The following is a 17,151-nucleotide window of genomic DNA, read 5'->3' on the forward strand; positions in this document are numbered from 1 at the left end:
GTCAACCGGGGGCATCATCCATGAGCAGTCAACCGCATCTTCTCTTCCTGCACGGTGTCGGGACAGGAGATCCGGATGACCGATGGATGGTGGCTCTGTCGGGCTCACTGGTCAGTCTCGGCTACCCCTCGTTGGACACTGACCACCTCATTGCGCCGAAGTACGCACACGCTCTGAAGGGGTGGGACACCAAGCAGAAGATGCCCCCCACCGGGGTCAAGTCACCTGCTCGGGAAGACGCCCGACGCAACCGGCGCGAATTCGAGCTCCGCACCGGCGCCCTCGAGTACCGGCTCGGGCGCACCGCGGCGGGTCGCGTCGTGCCGGGCTCAGACACCGTTGTCGATGTCGCGTTCACGATGCCTCCCTTCAGGCAGGCGCACAACTACCTCCACGATCCAGCCGTCCGGGCCCAGGTCCTGAACCTCGTCCTGGCAGCGCTCCCGTCCGAGGGCGAGATCGTCATCGTCGGCCACAGCCTCGGATCCGTCATCGCTGCCGACCTCCTGCGTCGTCTTCCCGAGCGGATCCGCGTGGTCGGCATGGTCACGATCGGGAGCCCTCTCGCCAACGGAGGCGTCGACGTCGACGACCTCCGGTCGATCCTGGCCGAGCCCCCGGTCAACCTCGACTGGTGGGTGAACTTCTGGAACGGGTGGGATCCCGTCGCGGCGCATCGCGGCCTCTCATCCGTGTTCCCCTGGATGCTCGACTTCCGCGTCCCGTCTATTCCCCACGTTCATGTCCATGATGCTGTGCAGTACCTGGTCGATCCGATCGTGGCGAAGGCCGTCGGCTTCGCGATGTTCGGTTCGCTGTCTCGCGAAGTCGTCCTCACCCACAACGACGTCGACGTCCCGCTGGATGAGACCGAGAAGATCGTGTTGCTCGCCCTGCGGTACTCGCACCTGGTCCTCGCGCAGCTCAAGGGCGACGTCCGCTCGCGCTACGCGGGCGCCCTCCGGCAGGTCCAAGCGAAGGTCGTCGACGACCTGATCGAGCAGAGGCAGGTCGTCGGGGCGCTCCTGCCGAGCCGACTCGTCGAGCTGACCTTCGACCCCGCTGACGCCGATGCCGCTGCTCCTCTGCCGTCTCCTGTCAGTCACCTCGACAAGGAGCAGGCTGTGGTCTCGATGACCGTGCTCGCGTCGGAGAACGTGATCCGCCCGTTCGAGATCACCGTTCCCCGAGAAGCGTCGAGAGCGGCCCTCATGGAGTTGAGCGCGGAGTCGGGCCTCACGAGCGCCTTCGGCGGGGATGTCTTTCGAGCCACCCAGGAGGCACAGAACGCCCTCAGCGCGAGCAAGGGCGCCAACTGGCTGAAGATCGGTGCTCTCGGAGCCGGTGCTGCAGCCATCGTCGTGGCCACGGGCGGCCTCGCACTCGCGGCTGGGGCGGGGCTCGCCGGCGCCGCCGCCGTGACGAGCGCGCTCGCCGCCTTCGGCCCTGGCGGAATGATCGGCGGACTCATCACTGCAGGCAGCCTCGTCGGTGCCGGCGGTGGCGGGATCGCCTTCGGACTCGCAGGCTCCGGGACCACATCAGAGGTGGTGGAGGCCGTCGTCATGCGACAGCTCGCAGCCGCGAAGCTGCGTCAGTCGCACGGGCTGGACCAGGACCCGGGTGTGTGGCGCGGCCTCGTCGAGATGGAGCGGCTCGTCCGCCGAGAGCACGAACGGCTCGACGAGTTCTCGGACCCGACCTCGCCGAGCCTCAAGGACCTCGACGAGAAGATCCAGATCCTTGCTCGTGCACTGAAGTACCTGCGTGACCACGGCCTGGAGCCGGGAGCCGACGTTCGCCTCGACGGTGCCAGAAGCTCGGACGGTCGAAATTCCACCGTCTGACAAGTTGTCGGTCGGTCGGCAGTCTGCCTTGACCAGGCAGCACCGAGCTGAGGGCGGCACGGCCACCTCGGCATCCAGTAACCCCGAGAAGAGGATCGAAGGAGCTCCATGAAGGTCACCATCAACGGGTCGGTGTTCGACATCACGCCCGAGGACGTCGAGATGGCCGTCGCAGGACGCCCACCGGACGCCATCTCCACGTACTGGACCGTGATCGGCGGCCGCCGCTTCCCCGTCAAACAGGTGCTCTCGCTCGTGACAGGTCTCACCCACGCGGAGTTCGACTCAGGACGGGCGCAGCAGGTCCTGCGACGACTCGGCTTCGACGTGTTGTCCGAGGGGGCGACCGACGGCGCTTCACCCGCGAGGACGGGTCGCGCGGAACGCTCTGCGATCTCGCTCGCCGCACGGGTCGTTCTGGATCCAGGCCTTCGCGGACAGGCGTCACCGCTCGACGGCAAGACGGTGACCTGGACGTCGGTAACGGCGGAGGCCCTGCGAGAGGCCATGGAGTCCGACGTAGGATCAGGCACCTTCGCTGATCGATTGACTCGACAGCTGGCCGATCAACCGCGCGCCGTCGTCCTCCTCGCCGCCGAGCTCTGCTTCATCCAGAGGCTGCCCCTGGTCAACGTCCGGGCGGACACGAAGCGTGCTCTCGTCGAGACCATCCTCGGCGTTCTCGACGAGCGGCCTCAGCTTCCCGACGAAGTCCTGGACGCGCTGAGCACACCAGGAACTTTCCACGGCGGTCAAGGCTTCAACCAGCAGCTCCCGCAGCACATCCAGTGGCTTTGCCGTTTCATCGCCCACTGGGTCGACCTTGAGGAGCCCGTGAAGGAGGCGGCGCTCACGGACGCATGGGAGTTCCGTTCTCAGGCGCAGGCCGCTGGAGAGGATGGCGCCCCCATCAGGAACTCCTTGCTGGCGCTCATGTGGCCCGCGTACTTCGAACGGATCGTCTCGGTCGCCGACAAACGCTCGATCTGTGACGCGTTCGCTGCAGTACTGGACGGAGTGACTGGCGACGTCGACCGTGACCTCCTTCGTCTCCGGGCCCGTGTCGACCCGGACGGCAGCCTCGACCCGGATTGGTACGCCCCGCCGTGGCGGAACGAATGGAGGGATGCCCAGCCCGAGGTCCATCGTCGCGGTTGGGCCGCTGCGTCTGTGACCCCAGGCGAGTCCCTCCTTCCTCCGGTCGCGGACTTCCACGCGGAGCCAGGCTGGGATCGCTCACGCATCCGCGACGAGGCCTTCCGCTCCTGGGACGGTCAGCGTGACGTGGTCGACCTCCTCGGGCAGATCGAGTCCGTCACGGCACATGTGTCGATCATGTCGCCAGGTGACCAGATCCTGACGACACGCGACGGCGACGTGCACGTGGGTGTGGTCGGCGAACTCGGCGACGGGCTCACCCGCAGCGTCGACTGGTGGCCGAGGACGGCTGCCACCACGGTTCCTCAGGCCGTCCTTGATCGCCTGTCCTCGGGGGCTATCTACGTGGATCTCGACTACGTCGTTCCTGACGACCTGCAACCGACGCCGGTTCCGCCAAGACCAATCCATCAGGTAGTGCGACTCCCGCGAGCGACGCCTGAGCTGGCCGCGCGCCTGCACTACGACGCCCCGTGGCTCGACGACGTGGTCGACCTCCTCGAAGAGCGCCGACAGTTGATCTTCTTCGGCCCTCCCGGTACCGGCAAGACCTACCTCGCCCGGGCTCTCGCTGACTTCATCGCCCCGGAAGGCGCGATGAGCATCGTCCAGTTCCATCCCTCCTACGCCTACGAGGACTTCTTCGAGGGCTTCCGCCCGACCGTCGACGAGAACGGCACGGCGACGTTCCGACTCGCTCCGGGCCCCGTGCGACTCCTGGCCGCAGCCGCGGCAGCCAATCCGACGGTCCCGCACGTACTCATCATCGACGAGATCAACCGCGCGAACATCGCCAAGGTCTTCGGCGAGCTCTACCTCCTCCTCGAGTACCGCGATGCGCGGGTCTCGCTGCAGTACTCACCCGAGGAAGACTTCCGCCTGCCGGAGAACCTCTTCGTGATCGGCACGATGAACACCGCCGACCGATCGATCTCACTCGTCGACGCCGCCATCCGTCGTCGCTTCTCGTTCGTCGAACTCCACCCCGCCGAGGAGCCGGTTCGCGGACTCGTCGACCGGTGGTCCGCCGCACAAGGTCACGACATCGCCCGCGGGGCCCTCCTGCACGAGCTGAACGGCAGGATCGGCGAGGTCGACCGCGACTTCCAGATCGGCCCGTCGTACCTGATGGGCGCCAGCGCCCGGACTGAGACGGGCCTCTCGCGCATCTGGGAGCACGACATCCTGCCGCTGCTCGACGAGCACTACTACGGGCGGTTCTCCCGGGTCGAGGTGCGGGAACGCTTCGGGCTGGCGGCGCTGCGACCGGTCATCGATCTCGTGGTCGAGCGGGCCCCCGGAAGTGCGGACTTCGAGGGGTCGACGGAGGCGTGACCCGCCTGGAGCTCCGCGAGAACAGTGAGTGGACCCCGGCGCCCTTCCCGGCTGACGTCATCGAGCGCGCATGCCTCACGGGCCTGTTCGAGTCGCGGCTGACGGCCGCGGGCGCTCAGGTGAGACCACAGCTCAACCGGGTCGGTTCCGTGGCGGTGGGCGAGCACGAGCTCGTGGTCCAGCCCAAGGCGCCCTTCGCCTCCGTCCTGTTCATGCTCGGCTACGCGGCCGACCCAGGATTCCGGCCTGACGAGGTCTCGGGTGCCGGCGACTCCCTCGTCCCCGCCGTCGCCGAGACGTACGCGCGCCTGCTGGAGCGGGCGCTCGGGCGAGGCCTCCTCCAGGGGTACCGGCGGTCCGACGAGAGCGCGGTCACGGTGAGGGGCCGCATCCGCTTCTCCGACCAGATGTCGCGGCACGGTGGGCAGCTCCTCCCGGTCGAGCTCACCGTCGACGACTACACCGTGGACATAGCTGAGAACCAGATCCTGAGGGCGGCCGTCCGGGTCCTGCTGGCCCTCTCGCGCATCTCAGCTGCTGCCCGGCGCCGCCTCGCTCACCTCGACGGCCAGCTGGCAGCGGTCTCGTCGCTGCCCGCCGGGCGAGAGCTGCCTCGCTGGCGACCATCGCGTCTCAACGAGCGGTACCACTCGTCACTTCGCTTCGCGGAACTCGTCCTGGCGAGGCTCGCCCCGACGCAGACCGATGGTGGCGTACCTGTCGCGTCGTTCGTCGTGAACATGGCCGAGGCCTTCGAGGGTTTTGTGACCGCAGCTCTCACGGCGGCGTTCGCCGAGATCTCGCCCGGCGTCAGCGTCGGCCAGTTTCCGACCCACTTGGACGAGGAGCGTCACCAGCCCATCCGTCCCGACTTCGTCCACACGGTAGGAGGAGCCCCCACCGTCGTGATGGACGCCAAGTACAAGACGGGCTCACCACGCGTCGAGGACAGTTACCAGATGCTCGCGTACTGCACGGTGCTCGGCCTCGCCGAGGGCACATTGGTCTACGTCGCGGACCGAACACGTGACCACGAGAAGATGGCCACCATCCGCCGGTCGGGCATCACCATACGGACGTGGCGACTGGACGTGGGCGCCGCGCCTGCTCGGATGCTGGCCCAGCTCCACGGGTTGGTCGCCGACCGCGTCGCCGCGGTTCGGCCCCTGCAACGCTCCGGCCTCGCATCGCCTGTGTCGGGCCCCCTCGATACGCTCGGGCCAACGATCGACGTCGACACGACCCGGGGGCTGAAATGACCGAATCGAGCATGCCTGAGAAGGCGAGAGACAACGTGGTGAAGACGGTGGGTGACATCGGACAGTTCGTCCGCACCACGTCCGCGAAGGTCGTCGAGCAAGCGGGCGACGTCCGGGAGGCCGCCGTCGACACCATCGAGAAGTTCGCCACGAAGAAGGCTGATCCGTACGCGGAGGCGATAGCCCACTACAACGATGCCTTCACCCTGATGAACGACAAGGGCCTCGCCCTCCTCGGACAGCGCGACAGGTCGACAGATCTCATCGGGTTCGTCGAGCTCCTGGTGAACAGCGTGGCGAACACGCCGAAGTCCTTCGACGCTGACTTCGAGCAGATCGCCGTCGACAGTGCAGAGTTCCTCGACGCCGAGGAGTTCGCGCGGCGGGATCTCGACGCAGCCCGCACATCGGCCCTGGGTGTCGGCGCCGGGTTCACCACCGGTGCAGCTGTCGCGAGCCTCGCCCCGACGGCAGCGCTCTGGGTCGCCACTACCTTCGGCGCCGCGTCGACCGGGACCGCGATCTCCACCCTCTCCGGCGTAGCCGCGACGAACGCTGCCCTCACCTGGTTGGGGGGAGGAACCCTCGCCGCCGGAGGTGGCGGGGCGGCCGCGGGCGGCGCCCTGCTCGCGCTGGCAGGGCCGGTCGGCTGGACGATCGCAGGAGCAGGCCTCCTTGCGTCGATCGCGCTCTTCACGAAGAAGAAACTCGAGAACCGGGAAGCACACGAAGAAGCCCTGAGTGCCGTGAAGCGGAACACCGCGATCGTGAAGGGCATGGACGCCGAGATCGGCGATCTCCTCACCAGAACGACGGTGATCCGCGAATCGCTCGCGAAGGCCTACGGCGAGAGCCTGTCCGCATTCGGCTCCGACTATCTCTCCCTGACTCCTTCTCGACAGAGTCAGCTCGTCGCCCTGGTGAACAACACCAGGAGCTGTGCGGCCCTCCTGGGTCGACGCCTCGCGGAGAGCGTTGACGGTGAGTAAGGCATCCGAGCTCGCCAAGAGCAACCAGGAGCAGGCGATCGCCGCCTGGATCGGCCATCTCAACCAGCTGAGGCTCGACACGCTGCTCCGTCGCTTGGCGGAGCAGGACACGAACATCGTGGACGCTCTCTCGAGCATCGACTCCGCGATCAAGAAGATCGATCTGGAGGTCGTGGCCACGAACCGTGGCGGGGTGAAGGGCATGCACGGCTTCATCGCCGAGGTCGCCGAGGTCGGTGTCGGGAATGCGCGACGTCAGGTCGTCGGTGACGGTGCTGTCTACCAGTGGGTCAACGACAACGGTCCGGTCGATCTGCTGCGAGAGGGGATAGCGATCCAGCAGAAGTTCGTCGCCGCCGGCGGTCGTCTCGGGCTCGGAGCCATCACCGATCACCTGAGCAAGTACCCGGACTTTATCAAGAACGGCGGTCGGTACCAGATTCCCGCAGACCACTTCGACGTGATCCGGGAGCTTTACTCGATGAGCCCGGAGGACACGGCGACGCACCTGTCCCGGAGCGGCGACGGCCCTTCGCTGACGGACTGGAGGCGAGTGCAGGCGTTCTTCGCGACTGGAACCGTCGACATCAACTCGCTGGAACCATCCCGTCTCGACTATCACGAGGTCCAGAGGGGCGCCTACGGAGAGACCCTGCGGGGCGAGAAGGACGCCTTGGCCTCGACCGATGAGACACGCCGTTACGAGATGCGCCAGGACAGTCGACCAGGATTCCAGGAGGGCATGGAAGCCACCCTTCTCAGCGCAGCCGTCGAAGGTGGCGCCGCCTTCGTGATGGCCGTCGTGGAGAAACGGCGTGGCGGCAAGAAGCTCCAGGAGTTCACGAGCGATGACTGGGCGGACGTCGCAGGTACAGCGGGTCGTGGTGTCGCCAAGGGAGGCCTCCGAGGAATCACGATCTACTCACTCACGAACTTCACCGCGACGTCCGCAGCTGTCGCCAGCTCCGTCGTCACGAGTGCGGTCGGCATCGCCGAGCAAGCGAACAAGCTCCGTCGCAGCGAGATCACCGAGACGGAATTCATCGAGAATGCGGAGCTGATCTGCCTGGACACGGCAGTGAGTGCTCTGTCGTCCCTGATCGGTCAGATGCTGATCCCCGTGCCTGTCCTGGGTGCCGTGATCGGGAACACCGTCGGCACTGTCATGTACCAGGCGACCCGCTCGTCCCTGTCTCAACGGGAGACCGCTCTCATCGAGCGCTATCTGGCCGCGCAGGCACATCTGGATGATGAACTCAAGGCCGAGCACGAGGAGTTGATCGAAAAGCTCAACCTCACCATCACTGACTACTTCGCGGTCCTGCAACGGGCGTTCGCCCCCGACGTCGTGGTCGCCGCCCTCGGTTCCGTCGAGCTGGCGCTGAAGATCGGAGTCGACGAAGCCGACGTCCTGGACTCGGAGGCGAAAGCCCTCAGTTTCTTCCTCGACTGACGGAACGGCCGGAACCGTGGGCTATCTGCACAGGCCCGCCGTCAAATCTGGCCCTTGGTGATCTGGACAATATCCCACCGCCTTCCGACGGCGATGCGGCTCGTCCTGCGGCCCCCAGAACTGGGTACCCTTGCCGCCCGTCTCGACCTGGGGAGCATGTCAGCATGGCTGAGGGACCTGCGGTCAGGCAGGACGCAATACGGGGGAACACCATGATTCGCAAAAACCACGTCATTCAACGCGCCACTCAGCGCCCGCTACTCGAGACGGCGTAGCCGACCGTGGCAGCAGCAGGCGCGTCCGCCACCAACGAGGCCCACCGACAGCAGGCTCTTGCCGAGGCCCACGAGCGCGAGGCTGCGCTCGCCCACGACAGAGCGGCCCGGTTCGGGCTCGCCGGAGTGACCGAGAAACGTGTGGCCAGCGAGCTCGCGCCACTCAGCGCACTCGGCTACCACCTCCTTCCCGACCGTGCGTGGCCGGGAAGCCGCAGCGCGCAGGTCGACCTGATCGTCGTCGGCCCGTCGGGGGTGCACATCGTCGACACGAAGGCGTGGAGGGAAGTGTCGATCCACGACGGCCGCATCTTCCGCGGACAGGCTGACGTCACAGAAGACCTAGCGTCGCTCGCCGACCTCGCCTACAACACGGAGGGCATCCTCGTCGAGGTGGGCCTCGCACCGACCGAGGTGCACGCAGTCGCCGTTCTCGCCGGGCAGAAGGGCGTCAGGGAAACTGTCGGTCCGGTGGCCGTGGTGGGCGAGCGCGACGTGCTCCGTCACATCGCCTCCCCCGGGGCTCGGCTCACGTCGAGCCAAGTCGACACCGTCCTTCACCGTGTGCTCGACCACTTCCCCGTCCTGCACGCCACGGCGAACATCGACGTCACCGTGCCCGAGCCGGTCCTGTCGCGTCCGATCGATTCCGTGGCCGAGACGCTCGCGGACGTCGTGTCTGCGGACGAGGTCGACGCGGCTCTGCTCGACAGCATCCTCGCCGCTCCGATCGAGGAGTGGATGTCGTACCTGGACCCTGCCCAGGCGAAACTGGTGCGGCGGAGCTTCAACGGCCCCGCGCGCATCCGTGGCTCCGCGGGCACGGGCAAAACGGTCGTCGGACTCCACCGGGCTGCCTACCTGGCCCGCAACGGCAGCACGCGAGTCTTGTTCACGACCTTCGTGCGCACGCTCCCTCAGGTGCTCAGCAACCTCCTTGCACGTCTCGCGCCCGACACGGTCGACGCGGTGGACTTCCATGGGATCTACGGCTTCGCCCTCGACCTCTTGGCAGAGCGCGGCTGCACCGTCCGTCTGAACAGGAAAGCAGCCGACAGCGCCTTCGACGAGGCGTGGGCGGGCCGCACCCGAGGAGGCGCTCTCGACTCGTCCGGGACCACCTCCCGCTACTGGCGCGACGAGATCGACCACGTCATCAAGGGCCGCGGCATCCGGACCTTCGAGCAGTATGCCGACCTCGCCCGTGTCGGCAGGCGCTACCGTCTGACCGTCGTCCAGCGCCGCGACGTCTGGTCGCTCTTCGAGCGCTATGAACGGGGCCTCCGCCGCCGTGACGCGCACGACTTCGCGGACGTCATCCTCCTGGCCCGCGACAGCCTCCGCGCGACGCCGCTGGAACGCTACGGAGCCGTCATCGTCGACGAGGCGCAGGACCTCACCTGCGCCATGGTGTCCCTCCTCCACTCGCTCGTCGGCGACCGCTCCGACGGCTTGACGCTCATCGGCGACGGCCAGCAGACGATCTACCCGGGCGGCTACACGCTGTCCGAGGTCGGGATCTCGCTCAGCGGCCGCGGCGTCGTCCTCGACGTCAACCATCGCAACACAGCGGAGATCCTCGCCTTCGCGAACGCCGTCGTCGCGGGCGACCAGTACACCGACATCGAGGGCACTGGGCAGCTCATGGACAGGGTCGACACCGTGACCCGGAGCGGCCCTGTACCCATCCATAGCCGACACCGTTCGTGGCCCGATCACGACGCCGCTCTCGTCGACCGCGTGCGCGGAGTCACTCGGCTCGTGGGTACGTCGTGGGGCGACGTCGGAGTTCTCTCCACCACGCACTGGCAGGTGACGAAGACGAAGGAGGCGCTGGTCGCGGCCGGCATCCCCGTCATCGCCCTCGACCGGTACGACGGCCGCCCCGTGGACGCCGTCAAGGTGGGCACCGTCAAGCGCGCCAAGGGTCTCGAGTTCAAGCAGGTGCTTCTTGCCCGGGTCGAGCCTGCTCTGCTGGCTACAGGTGCGGAGCCCACCTCGGAGACGGACCGCGAGCGCCGCGACCTCGACCGCCGTGAGCTCTACGTGGCCATGACCCGGGCCCGCGACGGACTGTGGGTCGGCGTCCGTTCTCTCACCTCTCAGCCAGCGGGAACCCAAGATGCTGCATCGTGATGGCGGAAGCTGATGCCACCGGGATACCAGCACCCGGGGCAAGAGACGAGCGCAGACATGCCGAGCACCCCGGCCGCTCTCTGCGCGCGCAAGATGGCCACTAACCTTGGGCAAACAAGGCGAAACTTTCGTCCCGTGGCAGGAAGACCGATGACTGCTCGGCTCAAGGACGAACATGCCTCATGTAGCTTGAAGGGCTAGTGCACTTGAATACTATTGGGCCGAAACTCTGGAAATACTGCAATGTTCTTCGAAATGATGGCATGGACTATGGCCAATACCTGGACCAAATTACCTACCTATTATTTCTAAAGATGGCCTCGACAAAAGCTGGCGGTAAAGCTGGCTCGGCCTGGTCCCTTCTGGAAGAACAACCCGTCGCAGGGTTGACATCCGTCTACGAAACTCTCCTTGGCGAACTAGGCTCCGCGGAGAGCGAGGTGTCGGCCATCTTCGCGGGCGCTCGTTCGGAGTTCGCCTCCGACGCAAGCCTAAGAACCCTCATGACAGAACTCAATTCATTGGAATGGGAAAGTTTAGAACGAGACGTTCAAGCGGACGCTTTTGAATATCTCCTCGACCAGGCGGCGTCTGAGGGAAAAAAAGGGGCTGGCCAGTATTTCACGCCCCGAGTTCTGACGAAAGCTATTGTGGCGTGCCTGAAGCCTGGCTACTTTGAAGGCGACAGCGAGGTCCTCGATCCGGCGGCTGGAACGGGGGGATTTTTAATCGCGGCTCATGAGTGGCTTGTTAGGCAATCCGGCACGAGCACAAAGATCAAGTACCGCGGGAATGAACTCGTCCAAAGGCCACGTCGGCTGGCGCTCATGAATGGCCAATTGCATGACATTAGGGATTTTGCAGTCACATTGGGGGACGCACTGCAGTCGCCCGCCAGTGATGCGTCACGAATAATTTTGGCCAACCCACCTTTTGGAAGCCAGGGGCATCAGATTCCCGACCGGAAAGATTTCTGGTTTCGGACAACGAATAAGCAAGCTAACTTTGTCCAGCATATTGTGCAGTCTCTCGGACAAGGCGGGAGGGCGGCGATTGTGGTGCCTGACAGTAGCCTATTTGGTGAGACAGCGAGGGGCCTGCTGCCGGAGATGTTGCGGCGATGCAAACTTCATACGGTACTTCGCCTTCCAGATGGCACATTCGCGCCTTACACCGCTGGGACCAAGACCAACGTTCTATTCCTAAGCAACGAAAACCCAAGTAGCGACGTTTGGATATACGACGCACGGTCGAGGGAGAGTGCTGGTCGTAAGCCTCTAGGCGCTACGGAACTGGCGGAATTCGTCGACGTGTACGGACCGGATGCGCACGGGAGATCTCCTCGCTCCGAGAGCCAGTCGCCAAGCAAGCGCTGGACCAAATTCACTGCGGGTGATGTCGAGCAGGTTCAATACGAACTCGACCGTCTCGAGTGGAGGTCGACCGCCGAAGATGTAAGCGTGCCCGAGTCCGAAGAACTCCTTCGTGAAGCACGCGACCAACTAGATGTCGCTCTTCGCAGCCTCGAACGGCTGCAGTCAATTTTGGTTGACAATGATGCGTAGCGTCCCTCTTTCCGAAGTGGCGGACATTTCGGGTGGGTGGACGTCCCCTGCCGCGGCGGAGGGAGACGTGCGTCTGGTCCGAACTAGTGATATTCCCACAGGGGAAGTTGATTGGGCGGAGGTCCCTTATGCGGCCAAGAAGCCAAATAGTGTTGGGCATTATCTTGAGGATGGCGACATTGTGGTCGCTCGGACTGGCGCTGGCTCTGTGGGCAACGTCGCCATCGTTAGGAAGCCGCCCCGGGCAGTGGCAGCTAGTTACCTCATACGAATTCGAGTAACAACTGATATTAAAGCGGAATACCTCCTTTGGTTTTTGCGCACTCCAGCCGGCCAGGAGCAGTTGGCTCAGCGTGCCGTTGGTTCTGTGGTCCCAAATCTCAGCAGTCAACGACTAGCGACTGTCGTCATTCCGTTGCCTACGCCCGCCGAACAACAAATGATTGCCGACCGTATCGTAAGAGCTAAGGGCTACTTGGACTTAAGTTCGAGCGCCCTGAACCGGGCACGACGCCTCTTGGCGCGGGCGCCCTCCAGCATGTGGAGGGATCTTGTGGACGCGTCCCAGGCCCGTGGTGAAGCTTGGGTAACGAAAGAGCTAGACGACATCGTTTCAGTCCACGACAGGAAGAGAGTCCCCCTCAATAGAAACGAACGCGCCCGTCGCCCCGGGGGCACGCCATACTTTGGGGCATCCGGAATCATCGACTACATCGACGGGCACACTCACGAAGGCAATTTCCTCCTGCTAAGCGAGGACGGTCAAAACCTAGAGTCTCGCCGGCAAAGTATCGCCTTTCAAGCTACGGGTCGCTTCTGGGCCAACAACCATGTGCACGTCCTAGGCGTTATCGATTCGGTCAATACTGCTTTCTTGGCACAGGCTCTCAATGAGAGCGACCTGCAAGCCTTCCTAACAGGTTCGACGCAACCAAAACTGCCCCTCAATCGCCTGCGGGGCATCAACGTGGCTCTACCTGACCGAGAATTCCAGGACACCATAATGAAGTCGTTCGCAACGACTGCGTCTTTGATAGCCCAAGCAAAGGCCGCCGTAGACTCCGCGGACGACAAGCTTGCGTCAGGATGGACCGCATTTCTTGCCCATTGCTTCTCGAGTTCGCCAGTAACACCCACTGCGCCGCCCCAGGTAACGGAAGTAGCGAGGAATTCCATGAACAACCGACGAGCGCCGGGCCGGAATACTTTTAAATCCGTACTTGCCGCCCTTGACCAGTACCCGCAAGGCCTGACACCCGAAGAGCTTTTCAGCAGTTTGGATAGGCCGAGGTCCTCGGTGGACCAAGACGTCGACGCTTTTTATTTCGAGTTACGCCGACTTGTCGAATATAAGGACGTGGAGGAAGTCCGGACAGACGGCGCCTCGCTCATTAGGAGAATCAAGTGAGACTTAAGTCGGTTCATATTCGTAAGTTTAAGAACTTGAGTGATTTCGACGCTAACTTCGATGCTGCCTCGCCGGTTTCTGTCCTAGTAGGCCGAAACGGAACAGGCAAATCAAACTTGCTTGAGGCTCTTACTATTATTTTTCGCGACTTAGACCTGGGACGCGTGCCTTCAATACCGTTTCGAATCCGATACGAATGTCGTGGTCTCGATATCCAGATGGATAACTACGTCCAAGGCGACAAATTGAGTGTCCTCGTCGATGGAAAGAAAACGCCGAAAAGCCGTCTCGGAGGCAGTTCCGCTAGCCCCAGGCTCCTGCCGGATTTCGTCTTCGGCTATTACTCAGGTCCATCGGATCGGCTACGAGAGCACTACAACCATCACCAGGAGGCTTTTAGCAAAGAACTTCGCGACGGTGTCGAAGCACCGTTGCGTCGGCTTTTTTATGCACAACCAATCCACAGTCAATTTGTACTTCTTGCGTTCTTCTTGTCTGACACTTTGGAACCCGTCTTACGGGACTATCTGGGAATCGATTCTTTCGATTCGGCTCTCTTTGTACTGAAGGAACCCTACTGGGCCCATCGTAAGGTGACTGGAAGCTCGGGTAACGACAGATTCTGGAATGCACGAGGCACCGTGGCTTCTCTGTTGGACGAGTTGTGGGACCTTTCCCTAGCCCCTCTCCGGCACAAGGTGGCCAGTTCGGGTCGAGAGCGCGGGCGGGAACAAATCTTTCTCTACCTCAAGGATCGAATGAGTTTGCAAAAGCTCGCTGAATCTCGATACGCCGGTAGTCCGCAACAGCTCTTTAAGGCCTTTGAAAGCATCCTTTCAGCGGATCTGTTGGCCGAAGTTCGTGTACGAGTTCGGATGCGAGGTGGCGAACACTCTCTTGTTTTCCGCGAGCTCAGCGAGGGCGAACAGCAGCTCTTGATGGTGTTGGGGCTACTTCGCTTTACGGCGGAAGCTGAATCGCTGTTCCTGCTCGATGAGCCTGACACTCACCTTAACGCTGCTTGGAGTCTGGATTACGTTCGAATGTTGGAAAGCGGGACTGGAACGTCAGACGCAACAAGTCAGCTCTTGATGGCGACCCACGATCCGTTGGTTATATCTGGTCTGCTGAAGGAGCAGGTACTGCTGCTTCAAAAGGATGCAGGTAAGAGCTACGCGCGTCACCCGGAGGTCGACCCGCGGGGGCTAGGGGTTGCTGGTTTGCTCACAAGTGAGATATATGGACTCGCTAGCGACCTCGACGCCATAACACTTGCCAAAGTTGAGCGACATCGCAGACTCGCTGCGGAGACGTCGCTGAGTTCGTCGGAGAAACAAGAATTAGGCGAGCTGTCGAACGAACTTCGTGACCTCGGGTTCACGTTCATGACGCATGACCGGCTCTATAACGAGTTCGAGAAAGCGATGCTGGACCGCGCGGTGCCCGTGACACTAGTTCGATCGCGTGAAGAGCAACTCGAAGAAGCCCAGCTGGCTCGTCAGGTATTGAATGAGCTCCTAAATGGAAGCGCTGAAGTTTGATTTTTGTGGATACGGACTTAGTAGATGTTCCAACAGATTGGCTGGAAAGGGCCGCACTACTAAAGCTGGAGATTACGGAAAAGTACAAGCTGGAAGACAAAGAGCCATTTAAAAAAACCATGGCCAAAGCAGCTAAGTTGTGGTCTGAGCTCAAGATGCCCTTGGCATTTGCCAGCCACGGCAAATGCTGGTATTGCGAATGTCGGCAGATAAGGTCCGACCTCCAAGTCGATCACTTTCGACCTAAAGGTCGTGTAGCCGAGGATGCTGCCCACAGTGGATATTGGTGGCTCGCGCTCGAACCCGACAATTTTCGCCTCGCATGCCAGTACTGCAATCAGTACCGACGGGGGGTTAAAACTTCAAAAGGAGGTGGAAAAGCTGATCGCTTTCCGTTGAGGGATGGTAGTGCGCGTGCAACAAATGCCTCTGACGCCATTAGCGCCGAAAGCGCGACTCTACTTGATCCGACGTCCGCTCAGGATGTTCACCTCCTGACCTTCGGTCTCGATGGGCGTCCGAGCAGCAACACGCTCTGGTGCACCCCGGACTCCTGGGCTGAAAGTAGGGCGACAAGCAGTATTGAGATCTATCACTTAGATCACCCCGGCATTGTCGACCAACGAAAAAAGCTGAACCGCACTCTTGGGCGCACGTTCGACGACACGCTGAGCGCACTAATCGGCGGCGGGGGGGATGCCCAGGCCAGGGCAATCCTCAAAAGGAACTTTGATGCCCTTGCGCGAGCTATTCGACCTCAGTCAGAGCACTCTTCGGCAGCTCGGGCGTACTTGAGGAGCCGCCGGGCCGATAGTCCGGCAGCAGAGCAACTTGTCGAGACGATCCTCGGGTAGGAGTTTTTACGGGGGCTACCCGCCGCCGCCGTCTGGATTGAGCTCACCATGCCAAAACGCGCTAAAGAGTGACGAATGCGCTTTTCGAGCAGCGCATCTTTGTACCTATGTCGCCGGCTCTTCACTCATGCGACCAGTCACTAAATCGTTTGGTCGGGCTGACAGGATTTGAACCTGCGACCCCTTGACCCCCAGTCAAGTGCGCTACCAAGCTGCGCCACAGCCCGAGAATTCGTTCCGGAGAAACGATTTCTTGGTGTTGCCCCGACCGAGGCAACCCGACAAGCATAGCGGATCGCGAGGGGTGCTGAGTGCACCCCCAGCCTGACCCACGAGCTGGGGACGTGAGTGATGCGCGAGATCCCGCATACGTGAGTCATGATCTTCTTCGTGGGGATCGCCGAGTGGACTCAGGGCGAGCATCAGCGACGCCTGACCCTGTGGAGCCAGCTCTCCGAGACAGGCACCGCCACCGGCCTCGAACCGTCCGCAGTCCGTGCCCTCGGGCTCTACGCCGGCCAAGCGGGCATCTTCTTCGATGGCAGCGGCGACTGGACCATCGGCGGGCCGGGCCGCGTGGCCCTGACTCTGAAACACACCGGCCGCACGTACGCCGACGATCTCAGCGACGAACATCTCGACTACCACTATCCGAGCACCCAACGGCCTGCCTCCTTCGACCGCAACGAGATCGAATCCGTCAAGCGCACCCAGTCGCTCGGCCTGCCCCTCTTCGTCGTGACGCCTAACGCCCTCCGTGAGCGACTCAAAGATGTCCGCCTCGGCTACGTCAAGGGATTCAACGACGACGAGGCCGTCTTCTTCGTCACCTTCGTCGAAGGGGTCCTGCCCCTCGCCCCAGCCCACGAGCTGCCCGACTCGGAAGACGACGTAAATCTCTTCGACGGACTGCCGATGCAAATTCTTCGCCTCGTTCAGCAGCGGACCCAGCAACGACGCTTCAAGATCGACGTGCTCAACCGCTACGGCACGACCTGCGCCCTCTGCGACATCGCCGTTCCTCGACTCATCCAGGGTGCGCACCTCATCCCCAAGAGCATCGGCGGCCCCGACGAAGCCGTCAACGGGCTCCCTCTTTGCCTCAACCACCACGTCGCCTTCGACGCCTTCCTCCTGCGGATCGAGCCGGACGGCAGCCGGATCACCTATGCGCCGACCGTGTCGAAGGAGGCCCTCCAGGTCACCCGCGACGACCTCGCGCACCTCCCCGCCGCTCCCTCCCCCGCGGCCCTGAGGAAGTTCTACCGAACGGATGCGGCCCGGGCAGCCTTTGCCGAGTGGCCCTGATCAGGGACGCATGTTGCGGCGGG

Annotated in this window: 11 protein-coding genes and 1 tRNA gene; 11 read left to right on the forward strand and 1 reads right to left on the reverse strand. The window is 63.1% G+C overall.

Annotated features, from left to right (window positions below; genetic code table 11):
- Positions 1-20 precede the first annotated feature (20 nt).
- From ASF82_RS07460 to ASF82_RS15530, 10 genes are all read left to right on the forward strand, one after another.
- Positions 21-1,847, forward strand: coding sequence for a hypothetical protein (locus ASF82_RS07460; RefSeq protein ID WP_056055365.1), 1,827 nt, complete (start codon positions 21-23; stop codon positions 1,845-1,847).
- Positions 1,848-1,955: 108 nt separating this feature from the next.
- Positions 1,956-4,340: an AAA family ATPase gene (locus tag ASF82_RS07465; protein WP_056055368.1), complete on the forward strand. Its 2,385-nt coding sequence runs from the start codon at positions 1,956-1,958 to the stop codon at positions 4,338-4,340.
- A gap of 119 nt (positions 4,341-4,459) precedes the next feature.
- Complete coding sequence (locus ASF82_RS07470) at positions 4,460-5,599, forward strand: McrC family protein (protein ID WP_255354159.1); 1,140 nt, start codon at positions 4,460-4,462, stop codon at positions 5,597-5,599.
- Between the two features lie 11 nt (positions 5,600-5,610).
- On the forward strand, positions 5,611-6,588 hold the full coding sequence (locus ASF82_RS07475) for a hypothetical protein (RefSeq protein ID WP_156369941.1): 978 nt from the start codon (positions 5,611-5,613) through the stop codon (positions 6,586-6,588).
- The gene (locus ASF82_RS07480; protein ID WP_056055998.1) at positions 6,581-8,041 is read left to right on the forward strand and encodes a hypothetical protein; all 1,461 of its coding nucleotides are present in this window, start codon (positions 6,581-6,583) and stop codon (positions 8,039-8,041) included. The genes ASF82_RS07475 and ASF82_RS07480 overlap by 8 nt, the downstream gene beginning before the upstream one ends.
- Positions 8,042-8,442: 401 nt before the next feature.
- Positions 8,443-10,452 carry a nuclease-related domain-containing DEAD/DEAH box helicase gene (locus ASF82_RS07485; RefSeq protein ID WP_200931973.1) on the forward strand — a complete coding sequence of 670 codons (2,010 nt, stop codon included), beginning with the start codon at positions 8,443-8,445 and terminating at the stop codon, positions 10,450-10,452.
- Positions 10,453-10,652: 200 nt separating this feature from the next.
- A complete protein-coding gene (locus tag ASF82_RS15225; protein WP_156369942.1) occupies positions 10,653-12,017 on the forward strand; it encodes an N-6 DNA methylase in 1,365 nt (454 codons plus the stop codon).
- On the forward strand, positions 12,010-13,425 hold the full coding sequence (locus ASF82_RS15230) for a restriction endonuclease subunit S (RefSeq protein ID WP_255354160.1): 1,416 nt from the start codon (positions 12,010-12,012) through the stop codon (positions 13,423-13,425). The genes ASF82_RS15225 and ASF82_RS15230 overlap by 8 nt, the downstream gene beginning before the upstream one ends.
- Entirely contained in the window at positions 13,422-14,966 is a 1,545-nt protein-coding gene (locus ASF82_RS15235) for an AAA family ATPase (RefSeq protein ID WP_082514393.1), read from the forward strand. The genes ASF82_RS15230 and ASF82_RS15235 overlap by 4 nt, the downstream gene beginning before the upstream one ends.
- A gap of 5 nt (positions 14,967-14,971) precedes the next feature.
- Positions 14,972-15,820 carry an HNH endonuclease signature motif containing protein gene (locus ASF82_RS15530; protein WP_156369943.1) on the forward strand — a complete coding sequence of 283 codons (849 nt, stop codon included), beginning with the start codon at positions 14,972-14,974 and terminating at the stop codon, positions 15,818-15,820.
- A 150-nt stretch (positions 15,821-15,970) separates the two neighbouring features.
- On the opposite strand, the gene ASF82_RS07490 is transcribed toward ASF82_RS15530, so the two are convergent.
- Positions 15,971-16,047: transfer RNA gene (locus ASF82_RS07490), tRNA-Pro, on the reverse strand.
- A 151-nt stretch (positions 16,048-16,198) separates the two neighbouring features.
- Here ASF82_RS07490 and ASF82_RS07495 point away from each other — a divergent pair.
- Entirely contained in the window at positions 16,199-17,128 is a 930-nt protein-coding gene (locus ASF82_RS07495) for an HNH endonuclease (protein ID WP_056055382.1), read from the forward strand.
- Positions 17,129-17,151 lie beyond the last annotated feature (23 nt).

It is taken from the genome of Frigoribacterium sp. Leaf164 (assembly GCF_001423665.1).
GTDB lineage: Bacteria > Actinomycetota > Actinomycetes > Actinomycetales > Microbacteriaceae > Frigoribacterium > Frigoribacterium endophyticum.

Excerpts from the sequence above, each read along its gene's own strand:
- ASF82_RS07460 (WP_056055365.1), top strand. The coding sequence starts at position 21 with ATGAGCAGTCAACCGCATCTTCTCTTCCTGCACGGTGTCGGGACAGGA.
- ASF82_RS07465 (WP_056055368.1), top strand. The coding sequence starts at position 1,956 with ATGAAGGTCACCATCAACGGGTCGGTGTTCGACATCACGCCCGAGGAC.
- ASF82_RS07475 (WP_156369941.1), top strand. The coding sequence starts at position 5,611 with ATGCCTGAGAAGGCGAGAGACAACGTGGTGAAGACGGTGGGTGACATC.
- ASF82_RS15230 (WP_255354160.1), top strand. The coding sequence starts at position 12,010 with ATGCGTAGCGTCCCTCTTTCCGAAGTGGCGGACATTTCGGGTGGGTGG.
- ASF82_RS07495 (WP_056055382.1), top strand. The coding sequence starts at position 16,199 with ATGATCTTCTTCGTGGGGATCGCCGAGTGGACTCAGGGCGAGCATCAG.